The following is an 18,035-nucleotide window of genomic DNA, read 5'->3' as shown; positions in this document are numbered from 1 at the left end:
CACGAAGGCATGAATACGCCACTAATCAGCGGGTTTGTAGGAAGGCGCGCAGATAGCTGCACGAAGATGCTTTTTATGAATCAGAATGAACCATGCAACTTGCCCGATTATTCCGGGACTAACCACCATCATTCATAGTTAAGGAGCGCGGGACAGATGGAATCAGCCAAGGAACTTCAAGGCCGCATTCTTTTAGTGGATGACGAATCCGCAATCCTGCGCACGTTCAGATACTGCCTGGAAGACGAGGGCTACACCGTAGCCACAGCCAACAGCGCCGCCCAAGCCGATGCCTTGATGCAACGCCAAGTGTTCGACCTGTGTTTCCTCGACCTGCGTCTGGGCGAAGACAACGGTCTGGATGTACTGGCCCAGATGCGCATCCAGGCACCGTGGATGCGTGTGGTGATCGTCACCGCGCATTCGGCCGTGGATACCGCCGTGGACGCCATCCAGGCCGGTGCCGCCGATTATCTGGTCAAGCCATGCAGTCCTGACCAATTGCGCTTGGCCACGGCCAAGCAGTTGGAAGTGCGCCAATTGTCGGCACGCCTGGAGGCGCTGGAAGGCGAAGTGCGCCAACCCAAGGACGGCCTCGACTCTCACAGCCCCTCCATGATGGTGGTGCTGGAAACCGCACGCCAAGTGGCGGGTACCGACGCCAATATCCTGATCCTGGGCGAGTCCGGTACCGGTAAAGGTGAATTGGCCCGCGCCATTCATGGTTGGAGCAAGCGCGCGAAAAAATCCTGCGTCACCATCAATTGCCCGTCGTTGACAGCGGAGTTGATGGAGAGCGAGCTGTTCGGCCACAGCCGCGGTGCGTTTACCGGCGCCAGCGAGAGCACATTGGGCCGGGTCAACCAGGCCGATGGCGGTACGCTTTTTCTCGACGAGATCGGCGACTTTCCACTCACGTTGCAACCCAAGTTACTGCGCTTTATCCAGGACAAAGAGTACGAGCGTGTCGGCGACCCGGTGACCCGACGGGCCGATGTGCGCATCCTCGCAGCCACCAACTTGAACCTGGAAGACATGGTGCGCGACGGCCGCTTCCGGGAAGACTTGCTCTACCGCCTCAACGTCATCACCCTGCACCTGCCGCCGCTGCGCGAACGCAGTGAAGACATCCTGACCCTGGCCGACCGTTTCCTGGCGCGGTTCGTGAAGGAGTACGCACGGCCCGCCCGAGGGTTCAGTGATCAGGCACGCGAAGCGCTGCTCAACTATCGCTGGCCGGGCAATATCCGTGAGCTGCGCAACGTGGTGGAGCGGGCCAGCATCATATGCCCTCAGGAGAAGGTCGAGATCAGCCATCTCGGCATGGCTGAACAGCCGACCAACAATGCGCCACGCATCGGCGCGGCGCTGAGCCTGGACGAGCTAGAGAAAGCGCATATCGGCGCTGTGCTCGCCACCAGCGACACCCTGGACCAGGCGGCACGCACGCTGGGCATCGACGCGTCGACCCTGTACCGCAAACGCAAACAGTACAACCTGTGAAACACACCCTATGAAGCTTGCGATGAAACTGCGTACTCGGTTGTTCCTGAGTATCTCAGCGCTGATCAGCGTCGCCCTGCTGGGGTTGATCCTGGGCCTGGTCAGCGTCATGCAAATGGCCAAGACCCAGGAGTCATTGATCCGCAGCAGCTTCATCAACCTGGAACTGGGGCTCAAGCTGCGCCAGAGCCTGGGCGACCAGTTGATCATGATGCTGGAAAAGCCGCCTGACACGCAGGCGTTGCAAGCCTCCAAGCAACACTATTTCGAACTGCTGGACCAGGGCATCGCCCATGAACAGCAAAACGGTCGCGGCAATGGCTTCAGCCAGGCGCGCATCGACTACCAGAACCTGCTGGAAGCGTTTGACAAATCCCAGCAGCCATCGCCGCCGCCCGGCAGCAGAGAACAACTCACCGAAGCCTTCAACGTGTTGCGCAACGGCCTGATTGTCGATCATAAGCAGGCTCTGGAAAACATCAGCAACAGTGAACACGAGTCCCGGGAACGCGCGCTGGTGATCTCCGGCCTGCTCGGGCTGGTCGGGCTTGCGGTGCTGATCATCGGTTTCATCACGGCACATGGCATCGCTCGACGCTTCGGCGGGCCTATCGAAGCGCTGGCTAAAGCCGCCGACAGGATCGGGCAGGGCGACTTTGAAGTCACCCTGCCCATCTCCTCAGCAGCAGAGATGAACCAGCTGACGCGCCGCTTCGGCATCATGGCCGAAGCATTGCGCCAGCATCAGGCGACCAATGTCGACGAGCTGCTGGCCGGTCAGCAACGCCTGCAAGCGGTGCTCGACAGTATTGATGACGGCCTGCTGATGATTGACCGCCAAGGCTGCCTGGAACACCTCAACCCCGTGGCACAGCGCCAGTTGGGGTGGGACGAGGAACGCCTCGGCCAAGGCCTGGGCGAGGCTCTCGCACGCCCGGAAATGGATGAACAACTGCAACTGGTGCTGCGCGGCGGCAATCTGGAGCGAGCACCGGAAGATCTGGAGGTGGAAGTCGAAGGCGAGTTGCGCCTGCTGACCTACAGCCTGACCCCGGTGAGCCATACTCAGGGGCATATTCTCGGAGCGGTGATGGTGCTGCACGACGTTACGGAGCAGCGCGCCTTTGAGCGAGTGCGCAGCGAGTTTGTCCTGCGCGCCTCCCATGAGTTACGCACGCCGGTGACCGGCATGCACATGGCCTTCGGCTTGTTTCGCGAGCGCGCAAAGTTTCCTGAAGAGTCCCGGGAAGCGGACTTGCTGGATACGGTCAACGAAGAAATGCAGCGCCTGATGCAGTTGATCAACGACTTGCTGAATTTTTCGCGTTACCAGAATGGCCTGCAGAAACTCACTCTGGCGCCGTGCGATATCACGGACTTGCTGGAGCACGCCCAAGCGCGGTTTGCGGAACCGGCGAATGCACAACACATCGAGTTGCTGGTGGAAGCCCAAGCCGATTTGCCGCGACTGCACGCTGACCAGGCCCAACTGGAGCGCGTGCTCGACAATCTGCTGGCCAATGCCCTGCGCCATACCGCCGAAGGCGGGCAGATTCGCCTGCAGGCCCGTCGCCATGGCGAACGAGTGATTATCAGCGTGGAGGATAACGGCGAAGGTATCGCGTACGGCCAACAGGGACGCATCTTCGAACCTTTCGTACAAGTGGGCCGCAAGAAAGGCGGCGCCGGCCTCGGGCTGGCGCTGTGCAAGGAGATCGTGCAATTGCACGGGGGCCGAATGGGTGTGTACTCACGGCCAGGGCAGGGCACGCAGTTCTACATGGCACTGCCCTTGTAAGCGAGCATTTACCCGCCTGGCGATTAGCGATGGTTCAACGCACTCAGGATCGCAGCACTTTCGGCATCCGGCGTGCCGTCAAACAGCGATGGCCTGAAATGCATCTGGAAAGCCGCTATTACATGGCGCGTGGCGACATCCAGCTCGCCGGTTTGAGGTGTCTGGTAGCCCAGGCGCGCCAGCTCTTCCTGGAACCAGGCCACGCTCGGCAACTGCGCTGCATACTGCGCCTGGAAACGAGCGACTGCCTGCGCGTCCGGCCAGACTCCCAACCCTTCGGCCGCCAACCGCTTCCACGGAAACAGTGGGCCTGGATCAAGCTTGCGCAGCGGCGCGATATCGCTGTGACCGATGATGTGCTTAGGGTCAATTCCGTTGCGCTTGCTGATGTCTTTCAACAGCACGATGAGTGATTGTACCTGCGCCTCGGAGTACGGGTACCAGACGCGGCCCGTCGGGGTGTCGCGATACCCCGGGTTGACGATTTCGATACCGATGGAACTGGAGTTGAGCCAGGTGCGCCCCAACCACTCGCTTTCGCCTGCATGCCAGGCCCGCTGGCTCTCATCCACCAACTTGTAGATAGTGCCCGAGGCATCGTTGCCGATCAGGTAATGGCTGCTGACCTGGCCGTGGGTCAACAGGGCCAAGGAACGCTCAAGGTTGGCGGAGGTGTAATGGACGATGACGAACTGTATGCGGTTGTCGTGGTTCGCCGAAGGGTGGCTGGTATCGAGACGGGGGCCGCTTGCACAGCCGGCGAGTAGTAGAAACACAAAAGCGATGTACAGGGATTTCATGGCAGATCACGTTACACTGAAGACGATAATGCAACAGTGTAACGTATGAAGGGTAGCGCGGCGGTCAAATCACAAAATGGAACATCTTTTAAGCCGCCAGCACCTTGTTACGTCCCGCCGCCTTGGCCCGGTACAACGCCTCGTCAGCACGCTTGAGCGCTAGATCACTACGCTCACCCGGCAGAAACTGCGCCACGCCCATGGACACCGTGATCGTCACCGGCTCGCCTTTGAAGTGGAACGGACACGCTTCAATCGCCGCACGCAGCACCTCACCCACGGCCAAGGCATCGGCCAGCAATGAGTCGGGCATCAGCAACACAAACTCCTCGCCACCAAAACGCGCAATAAAATCGCTTGGCCGCAGGCGCTTGCTCAGCACGTTGGCGATGATCTTCAAGACTTTGTCACCGGCCAGGTGCCCATAACCGTCGTTGATGCGCTTGAAATGGTCCAGGTCCAGTATCGCCAGCGACAAGCTGTTGCCGCGCTGGTGCCAGGCATTGACCTCCTGATCCAGGCGCTCACTCCAGGCGGCGCGGTTAGGCAGGCCGGTGAGCGGGTCAATCAAGGCTTTCTGACGCTGCACCTCCAGGTGTTCGCGATAGCCTTGAGCTTCCTGCTCCATGCTCGCAACCCGCTCAGCCAAGCCCTTCAAACGCGCCGCCACTTCCTGTTCACGCTGGTCGCGCTGCTGCTGATGCTCATCCATGGTGCCGAGCAAACCTTCAAGATGGCTTTCCAGCACCTGCTTGAGACTGTTCAGGTCGGACGCTTCCTGTACGCTGCTTTGCAAGCCATCGACCTGTTCACGAATCTGCGTATCCAATTCGCGCGCGGCCGAACGGCTATCGGCGTGGCCGTCACTGGCAACCTGCAAATGGCCTTGAAACGCTTCGAGACGCTCGTTGAGCTGCTTGAGATAAGCCTCGAACTCATGCTGGCCGCTGTCGGTGATCGCCAGCATCAACACCGCCAGGTCATCCAGGATCGGCAGCAGCTCGTACCAGTTCAAACCATTGGCCAGACGCTCGCGCATGGCCTCGGCCTGGGGCCGGTGGCGTTCGGGCAGGTCGAGGTCTTCCAGCAAGCCGAGCAAAGTGCTTTCGATATGTTTGGCGACCGAGCTGTAGGACGGCTCGGGCGAGTCGGGCAGGGCGTAGACGCCGTCCGCTTGCAACGCATCAGGGTCGGGTTCGGCGCTGTCCAGCACAGGCGGGAGCGACAGGCTGCCGATGGCCGTCGCCTCCACCCTGTCGACTTGCACCTCGGGCGCTTCGATAAAAGCGGCGAGCGCACTCTCCGATGCGGGCGCCTCCGGAGGCGGTTCCGGCGCCTCAACGTCAGGGGCTTCGACAGGTAGGGCAGCGGCTGCCGACTGCGCAGGGGCTTCAAAGACAAACGTTTCGCTGGCGACCTGGGCCTGCGCAACGGGCACACCGGGTTCAGGCGGCGACGCCGCCGGCGCTGATGGCGCTGGCTCGAATGCCCGCAACGCTTCGGCCAGCGCCTCGGACTGCGCCGTTTCCTGGGGCTCGGGCGCAGGTTTTGGCGCCCCCGGCTGCGGCGTAGCTACCGGGACCGGCTCGCCGGCTTCGGTTGCAGCATCTTTACTGCCGAACAGGCGTTGCAGCAGACCCGGCCCTGAACGGGGGCTTTCGCTGTCCGGCTCCAGGTTGTCCAGTGCCTGCCCTTGCAGGCTACTGAGTTCACTCAGGAGCAACGGTATCTCCCGCGCCTGCCCGACACGACCATCGAGTTGCTTGGCGAAGGTTTTCAGCGGGCGGGCCACTTCACGGGGCAGCGGTAACTTCTGCAACTGGGCGACCAGGGCCGTGAGCGCAGTGCTGATCTGGTCAACCCGGGTTTCGCGGCGCTGCTCCGAATCCAGCACGGCTTTTTCCAGACGCGGCAGCAAGGCGGCGAGGGCGGCATCCATGTCGTCGCTGCGCACGATGTCGCGCATTTCCTTCATGCATTGATCGACTGCGCGGTCCGTTCCTTCAGCGGCCAGCGTGCTGCGTACCAGCCCACGGCGCAGCAGGTCGAGGCGGGCAGCCCAGCGGCGTTCGAGCTTGTCTTGTTGCTCGATGCTCTTGAGGTATTTCTCTTTCCAGCGCTGGGCGTCGTCGCTCATGCAAGGGGTCCGCTGGTGCCTGGGCTCAACGCGGGCAATGCATCTGCCGTGAGCGAACCCGGCAGACGAATCTCGACCGCGACCGGCAGGTGGTCGGAAATGGGCTGCGCCAAAACCTGCACACTTTCGAGCGTGAGGGTAGGGCTCAGCAGGATATGATCCAGACAGCGTTGCGGGCGCCAACTGGGGAACGTGGCTTCGACTTGCGGCGCCAGTAACCCAAGGTCACGCAACGGGGAATTCTGCAACAGGTCATTGGCATGGGTGTTCATGTCACCCATCAGCACCTGATGCTTGTAGTTGCCAATCAGCTCACGCACGTAGGCAAGCTGGAGGTTGCGCGTACGCCCTCCGAGCGCCAGGTGCATCATCACCACCACCAGGGCTTCGGGGCCTTCGCCGAAGCGCACCAGAATCGCCCCACGCCCTTTGGGGCCTGGCAATGGATGGTCTTCGATGGCAGTTGGCTTCAGGCGGCTGAGCACACCATTACTGTGCTGTGCCAGGCGCCCGAGGTTGCGATTGAGTTGCTGATACCAGTAGGGGAAGGCCCCCAACTGAGCCAGGTGCTCCACCTGATTGATGTAGCCGGAGCGAATGCTGCCGCCATCGACTTCCTGCAAGGCGACCAGATCGAAGTCGTTGAGCAGGTTGCCGATTTTTTGCAGGTTGCCGGCCCGCCCGTTATGCGGCAGCAGATGCTGCCAGCCACGGGTAAGGTAGTGGCGGTACTTCTCGGTACTGATGCCCACCTGAATATTGAAACTGAGCAGGCGCAAGCGACTGTCAGCCGGCAAGCCTGTGGACTCCAGATGATGCTCGTTGACCCGCGGCTCATGCAGGCCTACGACACGTTCGGTACCCCGGCGGCGCATGGTGAGCCCCCTTACTTGGCGGCGCGCTCTTTGGCGATCAATTGGTCTGCAACGTTGAGGACAGCTTCCGGACCACCAGCAGTGCCGAGGTCGAAACGGTATTTACCGTTGACGATCATGGTCGGTACGCCTTGCACGCCATACTTCTGCGCGAGTTCCTTGGCCTGCTTGATCTGGCCCTGGATAGCGAAAGAGTTGAAGGTGGCGAGGAACTTGTCCTTGTCGACACCCTGGGTGGCGACGAAGTCGGCCATTTCTTCCGGCTTGGTCAGGCGCTTGCCTTGTTTCTGGATCGCGTCGAATACGGCGTTATGGACCTTGTGCTCAACACCCATGGCTTCCAGGGTCAGGAACAATTGGCCGTGGGCATCCCATGGGCCGCCGAACATGGCCGGGATGCGCTTGAAGTTCACGTCGGACGGAAGTTTCTCAACCCAAGGGTTGATGGTTGGCTCAAAAGCGTAGCAATGCGGGCAACCGTACCAGAACAGCTCCACGACTTCGATCTTGCCAGGCACCGAAACCGGTACAGGGTTAGGCAATTCAACATAGGTTTTACCGGCTTCAAGCGGCACATCGGCAGCTTGTGCCGTCATGCCGAAGAGGCTGGCGGTAACGAGAGCGGCGCTGAGGATCAGATTACGCATGCTTTACTCCTGGACAAATAAAGTCGCCTCACGCGACCTTTGTTATGACAGGTCTACGCGGACATGATTTCGTTAGTGTAACGGCAGCGGCCACAAAAAAGGGCGGCCTAAGCCACCCTTTTTATGCTTGCATCGATGGATTAATCGAGCGTTAACGTCGCCGGCCCTGTCAGTGCAGCCCTTGGATGTAGCTGGACACTGCGTCGATATCTTTATCCGAAAGCTTGGCAGCAATGTCGCCCATCATTTTGTTACCCGCATCGCCATCGATATAACGAACTTTCTCGCGGAAATCCTTCAATTGCTTGGCGGTGTATTGGGCGTGCTGGCCACTCAGATGAGGGAAGCCTGCAGCGGCGAGACCGCCGCCGTCCGGGATGTGGCACGCCTTGCAGGCGGGCATGCCACCAATAGGCTGGTCTTCAGCGAGCTTGCCACCTTGGAACAATGCCTGGCCTTTTTCGACCAATTTCGGATCGGCAGCTCCCACACTGCCTTTCTGGCTGGCAAAATACGCCGCGATATCTGCCAGGTCCTGATCACTGAGGTTGGTCAGCAAGCCGGTCATTTCCAGCACCGTGCGCTTGCCATCCTTGATGTCGTGCATCTGCTTGGTCAGGTAACGCTCACCCTGGCCGGCCAGTTTGGGGAAGTTCGGCGCCGGGCTGTTGCCATCCGGTCCATGGCAAGCACCACACACGGCGGCTTTCGCCTGGCCCGCTGTAGCGTCGCCTGCAGCATGGGCAACACCGGTGATGCCCAAGGTCAACAGCAGACTCACGATCAGTTTGTTCATCAGCTAATCCAACTACGGCTAAGGGTTTAAGAGTTATCTACCGGGTTTACTCGCCATCAATTCAATGACGGCCTGGTAATCCTCAGTACTGCAGTCCATGCACAAACCACGCGGCGGCATTGCCTTGAAACCCTGGGTTACGTGTTGCACCAGCGTATCCATGCCCTGCGCCAGTCTGGGCGCCCACGCTGCCTGATCACCCCGTTCAGGGGCGTTGGGCAGTTGGCCGGCATGGCAAGCCACGCAAACTCGGTTGTACACCGCTTCCGGTTCCTGTGTAGCCTGAGCGCCATAAAGCGGAATCAGGACACCAAAAGCGAGCAACCTGCGGGTCATACATCGACCTTTTCAGGGTTTGAGAGCGTTTTGCGTTCTAATGCGCAATGAAGGTCTTTCGCTCCCGTGAACTTCATCCTTCGCTGGGACAAAGCACACACAAAATCTGCGGCATTATATACTGGCGCTACTGAAACGGAAACGACACCGCTTGCCGCACCCTTTCTCGGCACCGCCCACATCGGAAATCTCATGCAACTCAAGAATCCCATCCTCGGTCTGTGCCAACAGTCCACGTTCATGCTCAGCGCCGCCAAAGTTGACCAATGCCCAGATGACGAAGGTTTTGAAGTCGCCTTTGCCGGTCGCTCCAACGCCGGCAAATCCAGCGCACTGAACACCCTGACCCATGCCAGCCTGGCGCGCACCTCGAAAACCCCGGGCCGCACGCAGCTGCTCAATTTCTTCAAGCTAGACGATGATCGGCGTCTGGTCGACCTGCCGGGCTACGGTTACGCAAAAGTACCTATCCCGCTGAAGCTGCACTGGCAGCGTCACCTGGAGGCTTACCTGGGTGGCCGCGAGAGTTTGAAGGGCTTGATCCTGATGATGGACATCCGTCATCCAATGACCGACTTCGACTTGTTGATGCTCGACTGGGCCGTAGCCAGCGGCATGCCGATGCATATCCTGCTGACCAAGGCCGACAAGTTGACCTACGGCGCAGCCAAGAACACGCTGCTCAAGGTCCAATCGGAAATCCGCAAAGGTTGGGGTGATGCGATCACCATCCAACTGTTCTCGGCACCCAAGCGCATGGGCCTGGAAGAGGCTTACACCGTGCTGGCCGGCTGGATGGAATTGGCGGACAAGGGCGCTGAAATCGCGGAATAACTTTTCTGCGGGCAAAAAAAACCCCGGACTTCGTATGGGGAGGGGAAGTTCGGGGTTCAAGTTCCGGACCGCTAGGGCGGGGTCCAGATATCTGCCAACACTTAACACAACATAGGAGCATTGAAGGGCTTCACCACCCATTCAGTAACTCTGAGTGGCAGTTCACGGGTTAAGTTCCGGCAGATCCAAAAAACTATTGGAAATAACCAGTATCGATTTCTGATCTAAAGCGCCCTGCCATCACGGTTGGTGATGGCAGAGCCGCCAAATCAGTGCGCCTCGTCCCAGTTATTGCCCACTCCCACATCCACCACCAACGGCACATCCAATTGCGCCGCCGCACTCATGTGTTCGCGGATCTTTTCGCTGACTTGCGCCACCAGGTCTTCACGCACCTCAAGCACCAGTTCGTCGTGCACCTGGAGGATAACCTTGGCATCCAGACCCGACTCCGTCAGCCAGTCATCCACCCGCACCATGGCTTTCTTGATGATGTCCGCCGCGGTGCCTTGCATCGGCGCGTTGATCGCCGTGCGCTCGGCGGCTGCGCGGTCCTGGGGTTTATTGGAGTTGATGTCGGGCAAATACAGCCGACGCCCGAAGAAGGTTTCTACATAGCCCTGGTCGGCAGCCTGGGCGCGGGTGCGCTCCATATATTCGCGAACGCCCGGGTAACGTGCGAAGTACACATCGATGTAGGCCTTGGCGGTCTTGGTATCGACTCCAATATCCTTGCCGAGCTTCTGCGCCCCCATCCCGTAGATCAGGCCAAAGTTGATCGCCTTGGCACTGCGACGCTGGTCGGACGTGACCTCGGCCAACTCGACCTTGAACACCTCGGCGGCCGTCGCCGTATGCACGTCCAGGTTGTTGCGGAACGCGTTCATCAGGCCCTCGTCCCTGGACAAGTGCGCCATGATCCGCAATTCGATCTGGGAATAATCCGCCGCCAGCAGTTTGTAGCCCTTGGGCGCGACGAATGCCTGGCGAATCCGCCGCCCTTCGGCGGTCCGCACCGGTATGTTCTGCAGGTTCGGATCGCTGGAAGACAAACGCCCCGTTGCCGCCACCGCCTGGTGATAAGACGTGTGAATGCGCCCGGTGCGTGGGTTGATCTGCTCCGGCAGCCGGTCGGTATAGGTGCTTTTGAGCTTGCTCATGCTGCGGTACTGCATCAGCACCTTGGGCAACAGGAAGTCATCTTCGGCCAGCTTGGCCAGTACTTCTTCAGCAGTCGACGCCTGGCCTTTGCCGGTCTTCTTCAATACCGGCAGGCCCAGTTTCTCGTAGAGAATCGCCCCTAGCTGCTTGGGCGAGCCCAGATTGAACGCCTCACCGGCGATCTCGAACGCCTGACGCTCCAACTCAACCATCTTGTTGCCCAGCTCGATGCTCTGAACGCCCAGCAGATCCTTATCCACCAAGGCTCCCTGACGCTCGATCCGCGCCAACACCGGCACCAGTGGAATCTCGATGTCGGTCAGTACGCCGGCCAGGCTTGGAATGGCCGCCAGTTGCGCATGCAGCGCCTGATGCAGACGCAAGGTCACATCGGCATCTTCCGCCGCGTAAGGACCGGCTTGTTCAAGCGGGATCTGGTCGAATGTCAGCTGCTTGGCGCCCTTGCCGGCGATGTCCTGGAAACTGACGGTGTCGTAGTCCAGGTACTTCTTGGCCAGGCTGTCCATGTCGTGCCGGGTTGCCGTGGAGTTGAGCACATAGGATTCGAGCATGGTGTCGAAGGCGATACCACGTACGGTAATGCCCTGCGTCGGGTCGCCGCCGATGGCGCAGTTGGCCAGGATGTTCATGTCGAACTTGGCGTGCTGGCCGACCTTGAGCTTGGTCGGATCCTCCAGCAATGGTTTCAACGCGAGCAACACGCTGTCGCGATCCAGCTGCGGCGGCGCGCCGATGTAGGAATGCGTCAACGGAATGTACGCGGCTTCATGGGGCTGCACCGCGAATGAAACCCCGACCAGCTGTGCCTGCTGGGCGTCGATGCCGGTGGTTTCGGTATCGAACGCGAACAACTTCGCGTCATTGAGCTTCTGCAGCCAGGTATCGAAGGTCGCCTGGTCAAGGATTGTGGTGTAACGCGCCTCGACAGGTGCAACCACCACCGCCTCCACGACGGCCTCAGCAACGGGCGCCGTATTGAGCTCCACGCGCTTGGCATCACGCTGGATCTCGTCAAACCAGCTCTTGAACTCCAGCAGCGTGTACAGCTCCAGCAGCTTTTCACGATCGGGTTCGATCAGGTGCAGGTCTTCCAGGCCGACGTGCAGCGGCACATCACATTTGATCGTCGCCAGTTGGTAAGAAAGGAATGCCATCTCCTTATGCTCTTCCAACTTGGCCGGCAGGGTCTTGGCCCCACGGATCGGCAGGGTCGGCACGATATCCAACTGCTCATACAGCTCTTTGATCCCACCATTCACGCCCACCAGCAAGCCGGAAGCGGTCTTCGGACCAATACCCGGAACGCCCGGAATGTTGTCAGACGAATCCCCCATCAACGCCAGATAGTCGATGATCTGCTCCGGAGCGACGCCAAATTTCTCCTTTACGCCTTCGATGTCCATCGAACTACCGGTCATGGTATTGACCAAGGTAATGTGCCCATCGACCAGCTGCGCCATGTCTTTGTCACCCGTGGAAATCACCACCGGTCGGTTGGCCGCTGCGCTACTGCGGGCCAGGGTGCCGATCACGTCATCGGCCTCGACGCCTTCGACGCACAACAGCGGGAAGCCCAGGGCAATCACGCTCTGGTGCAGCGGCTCGATCTGCAGGCGCATGTCATCGGGCATGCTCGGGCGATTGGCCTTGTATTCGGCGTACATGTCATCGCGAAAAGTCCCACCCTTGGCGTCAAACACCACGGCGAAAGGGCTGTCCGGGTACTGCTTGCGCAGGCTTTTGAGCATGTTCAACACGCCCTTGACCGCACCGGTCGGCAGGCCTTTGGAAGTGGTGAGCGGTGGCAGCGCGTGGAACGCACGATACAGATAAGAAGAACCGTCCACCAGGACGAGGGGGGCTTGGCTCATGAGCAGGATCAACCTTTTCGGCGGGTCAGGCGCTAGAATAGCCGGACCAATGACGACAAAGGGACAAGGTTATCATGCGTACATTCAATCGCCTGCTCCTCACTGGCTTGATTGCACTCGCTCCGATGGCTGCCATGGCGGCAGACAGCGCCCCTTCGGGCGATCCGGAAGTTACCATTCGCACGGAAGGCGACAGAACCATCCAGGAGTACCGCCAAAACGGTTTCCTGTACGCAATCAAGGTCACTGTAAAGGGTGCCCCACCGTATTTCCTGGTGCGCGCGGACGGAACCGACGCGAACTTCATCCGCTCTGACCAGCCGGATATGCTGATCCCGTCATGGAAGATCTTCGAATGGAAATGATTTCTTAACTTCAATTGGCGCCGCACATCACGGCGCCCGTACTGGCAGTTTTAACCATGTCTGTGTTTACCCCCCTGGCTCGGCCCGAGCTGGAAACCTTTCTCGCCCCTTACGGGCTCGGCCGCCTGCTTGATTTCCAGGGGATTGCCGCTGGCAGCGAAAACACCAATTTCTTTATCAGCCTGGAACAGGGCGAATTCGTCCTGACCCTGGTTGAGCGCGGCCCCGTCGCGGAGATGCCGTTCTTCATCGAGTTGCTCGACGTGCTCCACGACGCTGACCTGCCAGTGCCCTATGCGCTGCGCACCACCGACGGCGTCGCCCTGCGCACGCTGGCCGGCAAACCGGCGCTGCTGCAACCGCGCCTGGCCGGCAAGCACATCAAGGACGCCAACGCCCAGCATTGCGCCCAGGTCGGCGACCTGCTGGGCCACCTGCACCTGGCCACCCAAGGCGAGAAGGTGCTGGAACGCAAGACCGATCGCGGGCTGGAGTGGATGCTCAGTGAAGGGGCACAGCTGATTTCGCACTTGAACGAAGCGCAGCAAAGCTTGCTGCAAGCGGCATTGACCGAGATCGACGCCCACAAGGCCGAGATCCTGGCCTTGCCACGCGCCAACGTGCACGCCGACCTGTTCCGCGACAATGCGATGTTTGAAGGCACGCATCTCACAGGATTGATCGACTTCTACAACGCATGCTCCGGCCCGATGCTGTACGACGTGGCGATCGCCCTGAATGACTGGTGTTCGGATGCGCAAGGCGTGATTGATGGGCCGCGTGCCCGCGCACTGCTGGGCGCCTACGCGAGCCTGCGGCCGTTCACGGCGAAGGAGGCCGAATTGTGGCCGACAATGTTACGGGTGGCTTGTGTGCGGTTCTGGCTGTCACGGCTGATCGCCGCTGAGTCGTTTGCCGGGCAGGATGTGCTGATTCACGACCCCGCCGAGTTCGAGCACCGCTTGGCGCAGCGCCAGCAGGTCACGATCCAACTGCCGTTCGCCCTTTAAAGGACCCACTCGGTCAAAAAATGTGGGAGCAAGCCAGCTCCCACATGCGTTAACCGTCAGAGCGACTCCAGGCACCCGGCCAAATCGTTACCCAGCTTCTCCAGCACCTGCTCGTACCCTTGAGCCGTGGCCGGTGTGTAGCCGCCCAATGCATCCAGCTCCGCCAACTTCACCGGCAGGCCGGCCACCAGCGTCTCAGCCAAACGCGGACGCAATGGCGGCTCACTGAACACACATGTCTTGCCCACTTCCTGCAGGCGCGTGCGCATCGCCGCGACGTGCTGGGCACCCGGCTGCACTTCGGCAGCCACGCTGAACACACCGGTGTGCTTGAGCCCATAGGCGTCTTCGAAGTAATCAAAGGCCTCATGGAACACGAAGTAGGGTTTGTCGCCGATGGTCGCCAGGCGAGCCTTCAACCGTGCGTCCAACGCATCCAGACGCTCATCGAAAGCCTTCACGTTACTCTGATAACGCGCGGCATTGGCCGGGTCGGCAGCGCTGAGATCAGCAGCCATGCGTGCCGCAATCACCCGCGCGTTGACCGTCGATAGCCACAGGTGCGCATCCAGGCTGCCCGGGCGATGATCGTGGTCATGTTCGTCGGCTTCGTCAGCGTGGGAGTGGCTATCTTCGGCGAAACGACGCAGCTTCATGCCTGGAAGATCCTGTACCGCGACGGTCGGCAGGCTACGCCCCTTGAGCACACGCGGCAGGAAGCTTTCCATGTCAGGGCCGATCCAATACAGCAGGTCCACCGACTGTACGCGCCGCACGTCGGATGGGCGCAAGGCATAGTTATGCGGCGATGCACCAGGCGGCAACAAGACCTCCGGGATCGCCACGCCATCCTGCACGGCAGCGGCAATCAGCTGCAACGGCTTGATGCTGGTCAACACCTTGACCTCAGCCTGAGCGGCTGCGGTAACGAACAAACTGGTGACAAATACGACAAAAACGGGAAAAAGTCGGAACACGATGACCACTCGATGGCGTAGGAACGGGTAACATAATAACGTCTCTATCAAATGTCTGTCGCCGCTCATGCCTAAAACACCGCTTGCCAGCCGTCCCCACGACCACTCCCACTGCGTGCATACCGCGCTGTCGGAAGCCGACACCCTGTGTACGCAGAAGGGCCTTCGCCTGACCGCATTGCGCCGTCGGGTGCTGGAACTGGTGTGGCAAAGCCACAAGCCGCTGGGCGCCTACGACATTCTTGGCGTGCTCAGCGAGCAGGACGGCCGCCGCGCCGCGCCGCCGACCGTATACCGCGCGCTGGACTTCCTGCTGGAGAACGGCTTGGTGCATCGCATTGCCTCCCTCAACGCCTTTGTCGGCTGCAGCCATCCGGAGCATGCGCATCAAGGCCAGTTCCTGATCTGCCGGGAGTGCCACGCCGCCATCGAGCTTGAACAGAAAAGCATCAGCGACGCCATCATCCAGAGCTCCGCCGACGTCGGCTTCAAGGTTGAAGGGCAAACGGTCGAAGTGGTCGGGCTCTGCTCGGGTTGCCAGGGGGCTTGATGAGCAACGCGTTAATCCGCCTGGAACAGGTCGCGGTCACGTTCGCCGGGCAAAACGTACTGGATAACATCGCGCTGAGCGTCGAGCCCGGGCAGATCGTCACGCTGATCGGCCCCAATGGCGCGGGCAAGACCACCCTGGTGCGTGCCGTGCTCGGTTTGCTCAAGCCCGACAGCGGCCGTGTATGGCGCAAACCCAAGCTGCGTGTCGGCTACATGCCGCAGAAGCTGCACGTCGATCCGACGCTGCCCCTGTCGGTACTGCGCTTTCTGCGCCTGGTGCCCGGTGTCGACCGTACCCGCGCGCTGGCCGCGCTCAAGGAGGTCGGCGCCGAGCAGGTCATCGACAGCCCGGTGCAAAGCATCTCCGGCGGCGAAATGCAGCGCGTCTTGCTGGCCCGCGCCCTGTTGCGCGAGCCCGAACTGCTGGTACTGGACGAACCTGTACAAGGCGTCGACGTCGCAGGCCAGGCCGAGCTGTACAGCCTGATCACCCGCCTGCGCGACCGCCATGGCTGTGGCGTGCTGATGGTCTCCCACGACCTGCACCTGGTGATGAGCACCACCGACCAAGTGGTGTGCCTCAACCGCCATGTGTGCTGCTCCGGCCACCCGGAACAGGTCAGCGGTGACCCGGCCTTCGTCGAGTTGTTCGGCAAGAACGCGCAGAGCCTGGCGATCTACCACCACCATCACGATCATGCCCATGACTTGCATGGCGCCGTCGTGACTGATCCGGCCAAATCTCATACCCACGTTCATGGAGATAGCTGCAAGCATGGCTGATTTTCTGCTCTACGCCCTGCTGGCAGGCTTGGCTTTGGCATTGGTGGCGGGCCCATTGGGCTCGTTCGTGGTCTGGCGGCGCATGGCCTATTTCGGCGACACCCTGTCCCACGCCGCCCTGCTGGGCGTCGCCTTGGGCTTTTTGCTGGATGTGAGCCCGACCCTCGCCGTCACCGTGGGCTGCCTGCTGCTGGCGGTCCTGCTGGTGACGCTGCAACAACGCCAGCCGCTGGCCTCCGACACGCTATTGGGCATCCTGGCTCCAAGCACCCTGTCCCTGGGCCTGGTGGTACTGAGCTTCATGCACGAAGTACGCATCGACTTGATGGCCTACCTGTTTGGCGATCTGCTGGCGATCAGCCCTAGCGACCTTGCCTGGATACTCGGCGGCAGCGCCGTCGTACTGGTTTTGCTGGTAACCCTGTGGCGCCCGTTGCTGGCAATCACAGCGCATGAAGAACTGGCCACGGTGGAAGGTTTGCCGGTGCCAGCGCTGCGCATGGCCCTGATGCTGTTGATCGCGGTGGTGATTGCTGTTGCGATGAAGATAGTCGGCGTATTGTTGATCACGTCGCTGCTGATCATTCCCGCCGCAGCCGCCCAGCGCCATGCCCGCTCCCCCGAGCAGATGGCCATCGGCGCCAGCCTGCTGGGGATGCTGGCAGTGTGCGGGGGCCTGGCGCTGTCCTGGTTCAAGGACACGCCCGCAGGACCGTCGATTGTGGTAACGGCGGCCGCCCTGTTTCTGCTGAGTTTTGTCCTGCCCCGTCGAGGGGTGTAGACTTGCTCGCTTTTTGCGCAATTAGAGAGTCGCAGGAATGAAGCCGTTCAACGCCCGTTATCTGCTCCTTGCCGCATTTTCCCTGCTGCTGGGCGCCTGCCAAAGCACACCGCCGGCCGCTCCCGCAGCCCCGGATGCGCGTGCCGTGGCCATCGCGCAACTGGAGCAAAACCTGGCCAGCAGCGAGCTGGCCACCGCTGAAGATCAACTCGCCGCATTGCAGGCCCAGTCGCCTGACGACCCGGCCCTGGAAACTTACCAACGCCAGTTGGCCGAAGCCTACCTGCAACGCAGCCAGATCGTCTTGCAAAAGGGTGACGTCAACGCCGCCGCCACGGCGCTGAGCCGTGCACGCGCATTGATGCCCAAGGCGCCCGCGCTGACCGGCGGCGTCAACAACGCCATCAGCCACGCCCGCAAAGCCGAGCTGGATAAGGCCGAAGCGGCGTTGAAAGCCGCCGAAACCAAGCCTGTCGCCAAAGTCATCGACCCGGCAGCCGAAAGCACGACCGTGGCGCTGAACCTCACCGACATAGAAGAACTTCGCCATCAACTGGATGCGATTGCCACCGACGTGGTGAATTACCAGTGCGACGTGAGCATTCAAGTGCCGCGCACCCAGGACTACCCATGGCTGTCCACCTTGCTGAGCAAACGGGTGAAGCGAATTGATTCGGGATATGACCTGAAGATCCACCGGCAGATTCTGAAAAAGATCCCGGCGCAGGTTGTGCTGATTCCGCGCAAAACCCAGTAAAAGCATCGGGAGCAAGCCCCCTCCCACACTT

General features: G+C 60.6%; 17 protein-coding genes. 9 read left to right on the top strand and 8 right to left on the bottom strand.

Features of this window, described 5'->3' with window-relative positions:
* The first annotated feature begins 156 nt into the window (after positions 1 to 156).
* Together algB and C9383_RS09970 are read left to right on the top strand one after the other, a co-directional pair.
* The gene (gene algB / locus C9383_RS09975) at positions 157 to 1,503 is read left to right on the top strand and encodes a sigma-54-dependent response regulator transcription factor AlgB (protein WP_060756483.1); all 1,347 of its coding nucleotides are present in this window, start codon (positions 157 to 159) and stop codon (positions 1,501 to 1,503) included.
* 10 nt (positions 1,504 to 1,513) lie between these two features.
* Positions 1,514 to 3,301: an ATP-binding protein gene (locus C9383_RS09970; RefSeq protein ID WP_090367699.1), complete on the top strand. Its 1,788-nt coding sequence runs from the start codon at positions 1,514 to 1,516 to the stop codon at positions 3,299 to 3,301.
* Positions 3,302 to 3,324: 23 nt separating this feature from the next.
* Here C9383_RS09970 and C9383_RS09965 read toward each other — a convergent pair whose 3' ends face one another.
* From C9383_RS09965 to C9383_RS09940, 6 genes are all read right to left on the bottom strand, one after another.
* Positions 3,325 to 4,101, bottom strand: a complete 777-nt coding sequence (locus C9383_RS09965; RefSeq protein ID WP_090367700.1) for an N-acetylmuramoyl-L-alanine amidase — start codon at positions 4,099 to 4,101, stop codon at positions 3,325 to 3,327.
* Positions 4,102 to 4,189: 88 nt separating this feature from the next.
* A complete protein-coding gene (locus C9383_RS09960) occupies positions 4,190 to 6,238 on the bottom strand; it encodes a GGDEF domain-containing protein (protein WP_090367702.1) in 2,049 nt (682 codons plus the stop codon).
* The gene (locus tag C9383_RS09955; RefSeq protein ID WP_090367703.1) at positions 6,235 to 7,113 is read right to left on the bottom strand and encodes an endonuclease/exonuclease/phosphatase family protein; all 879 of its coding nucleotides are present in this window, start codon (positions 7,111 to 7,113) and stop codon (positions 6,235 to 6,237) included. Before C9383_RS09955 ends, C9383_RS09960 begins: the two co-directional genes overlap by 4 nt.
* An 11-nt stretch (positions 7,114 to 7,124) precedes the next feature.
* Positions 7,125 to 7,760, bottom strand: coding sequence for a thiol:disulfide interchange protein DsbA (dsbA, locus tag C9383_RS09950; RefSeq protein ID WP_060756488.1), 636 nt, complete (start codon positions 7,758 to 7,760; stop codon positions 7,125 to 7,127).
* A gap of 169 nt (positions 7,761 to 7,929) precedes the next feature.
* A complete protein-coding gene (locus tag C9383_RS09945) occupies positions 7,930 to 8,556 on the bottom strand; it encodes a c-type cytochrome (RefSeq protein WP_090367705.1) in 627 nt (208 codons plus the stop codon).
* Positions 8,557 to 8,589: 33 nt separating this feature from the next.
* On the bottom strand, positions 8,590 to 8,892 hold the full coding sequence (locus C9383_RS09940) for a c-type cytochrome (protein WP_090367707.1): 303 nt from the start codon (positions 8,890 to 8,892) through the stop codon (positions 8,590 to 8,592).
* Between the two features lie 192 nt (positions 8,893 to 9,084).
* Here C9383_RS09940 and yihA point away from each other — a divergent pair, with 192 nt between their 5' ends.
* Positions 9,085 to 9,726, top strand: a complete 642-nt coding sequence (yihA, locus tag C9383_RS09935) for a ribosome biogenesis GTP-binding protein YihA/YsxC (protein WP_025854318.1) — start codon at positions 9,085 to 9,087, stop codon at positions 9,724 to 9,726.
* Positions 9,727 to 9,995: 269 nt separating this feature from the next.
* Here the strand turns inward: yihA and polA are convergent, their stop codons facing one another.
* Complete coding sequence (gene polA / locus C9383_RS09930) at positions 9,996 to 12,779, bottom strand: DNA polymerase I (protein ID WP_090367709.1); 2,784 nt, start codon at positions 12,777 to 12,779, stop codon at positions 9,996 to 9,998.
* A gap of 74 nt (positions 12,780 to 12,853) precedes the next feature.
* Between polA and C9383_RS09925 the strand changes: the two genes are divergently transcribed.
* Complete coding sequence (locus C9383_RS09925) at positions 12,854 to 13,144, top strand: DUF2782 domain-containing protein (RefSeq protein ID WP_060756492.1); 291 nt, start codon at positions 12,854 to 12,856, stop codon at positions 13,142 to 13,144.
* Between the two features lie 56 nt (positions 13,145 to 13,200).
* Positions 13,201 to 14,154: a homoserine kinase gene (locus tag C9383_RS09920; RefSeq protein WP_090367711.1), complete on the top strand. Its 954-nt coding sequence runs from the start codon at positions 13,201 to 13,203 to the stop codon at positions 14,152 to 14,154.
* 56 nt (positions 14,155 to 14,210) lie between these two features.
* On the opposite strand, the gene C9383_RS09915 is transcribed toward C9383_RS09920, so the two are convergent.
* Entirely contained in the window at positions 14,211 to 15,140 is a 930-nt protein-coding gene (locus C9383_RS09915) for a zinc ABC transporter substrate-binding protein ZnuA (protein WP_090367713.1), read from the bottom strand.
* A 58-nt stretch (positions 15,141 to 15,198) separates the two neighbouring features.
* Here C9383_RS09915 and C9383_RS09910 point away from each other — a divergent pair, with 58 nt between their 5' ends.
* From C9383_RS09910 to C9383_RS09895, 4 genes are read left to right on the top strand one after another with little or no spacing between them, the layout of a single operon-like run.
* Positions 15,199 to 15,681 carry a Fur family transcriptional regulator gene (locus C9383_RS09910; protein ID WP_060756495.1) on the top strand — a complete coding sequence of 161 codons (483 nt, stop codon included), beginning with the start codon at positions 15,199 to 15,201 and terminating at the stop codon, positions 15,679 to 15,681.
* A complete protein-coding gene (gene znuC, locus C9383_RS09905) occupies positions 15,681 to 16,466 on the top strand; it encodes a zinc ABC transporter ATP-binding protein ZnuC (RefSeq protein ID WP_090367715.1) in 786 nt (261 codons plus the stop codon). Before C9383_RS09910 ends, znuC begins: the two co-directional genes overlap by 1 nt.
* Complete coding sequence (gene znuB / locus C9383_RS09900; RefSeq protein WP_090367717.1) at positions 16,459 to 17,247, top strand: zinc ABC transporter permease subunit ZnuB; 789 nt, start codon at positions 16,459 to 16,461, stop codon at positions 17,245 to 17,247. The genes znuC and znuB overlap by 8 nt, the downstream gene beginning before the upstream one ends.
* Positions 17,248 to 17,284: 37 nt before the next feature.
* Positions 17,285 to 18,004: a PA5502 family lipoprotein gene (locus tag C9383_RS09895; protein WP_060756498.1), complete on the top strand. Its 720-nt coding sequence runs from the start codon at positions 17,285 to 17,287 to the stop codon at positions 18,002 to 18,004.
* Positions 18,005 to 18,035 lie beyond the last annotated feature (31 nt).

The sequence above is a fragment of the Pseudomonas palleroniana genome (assembly GCF_003031675.1).
Lineage (GTDB): Bacteria > Pseudomonadota > Gammaproteobacteria > Pseudomonadales > Pseudomonadaceae > Aquipseudomonas > Aquipseudomonas palleroniana.
This window is presented reverse-complemented; position numbering and strand designations above follow the sequence as displayed.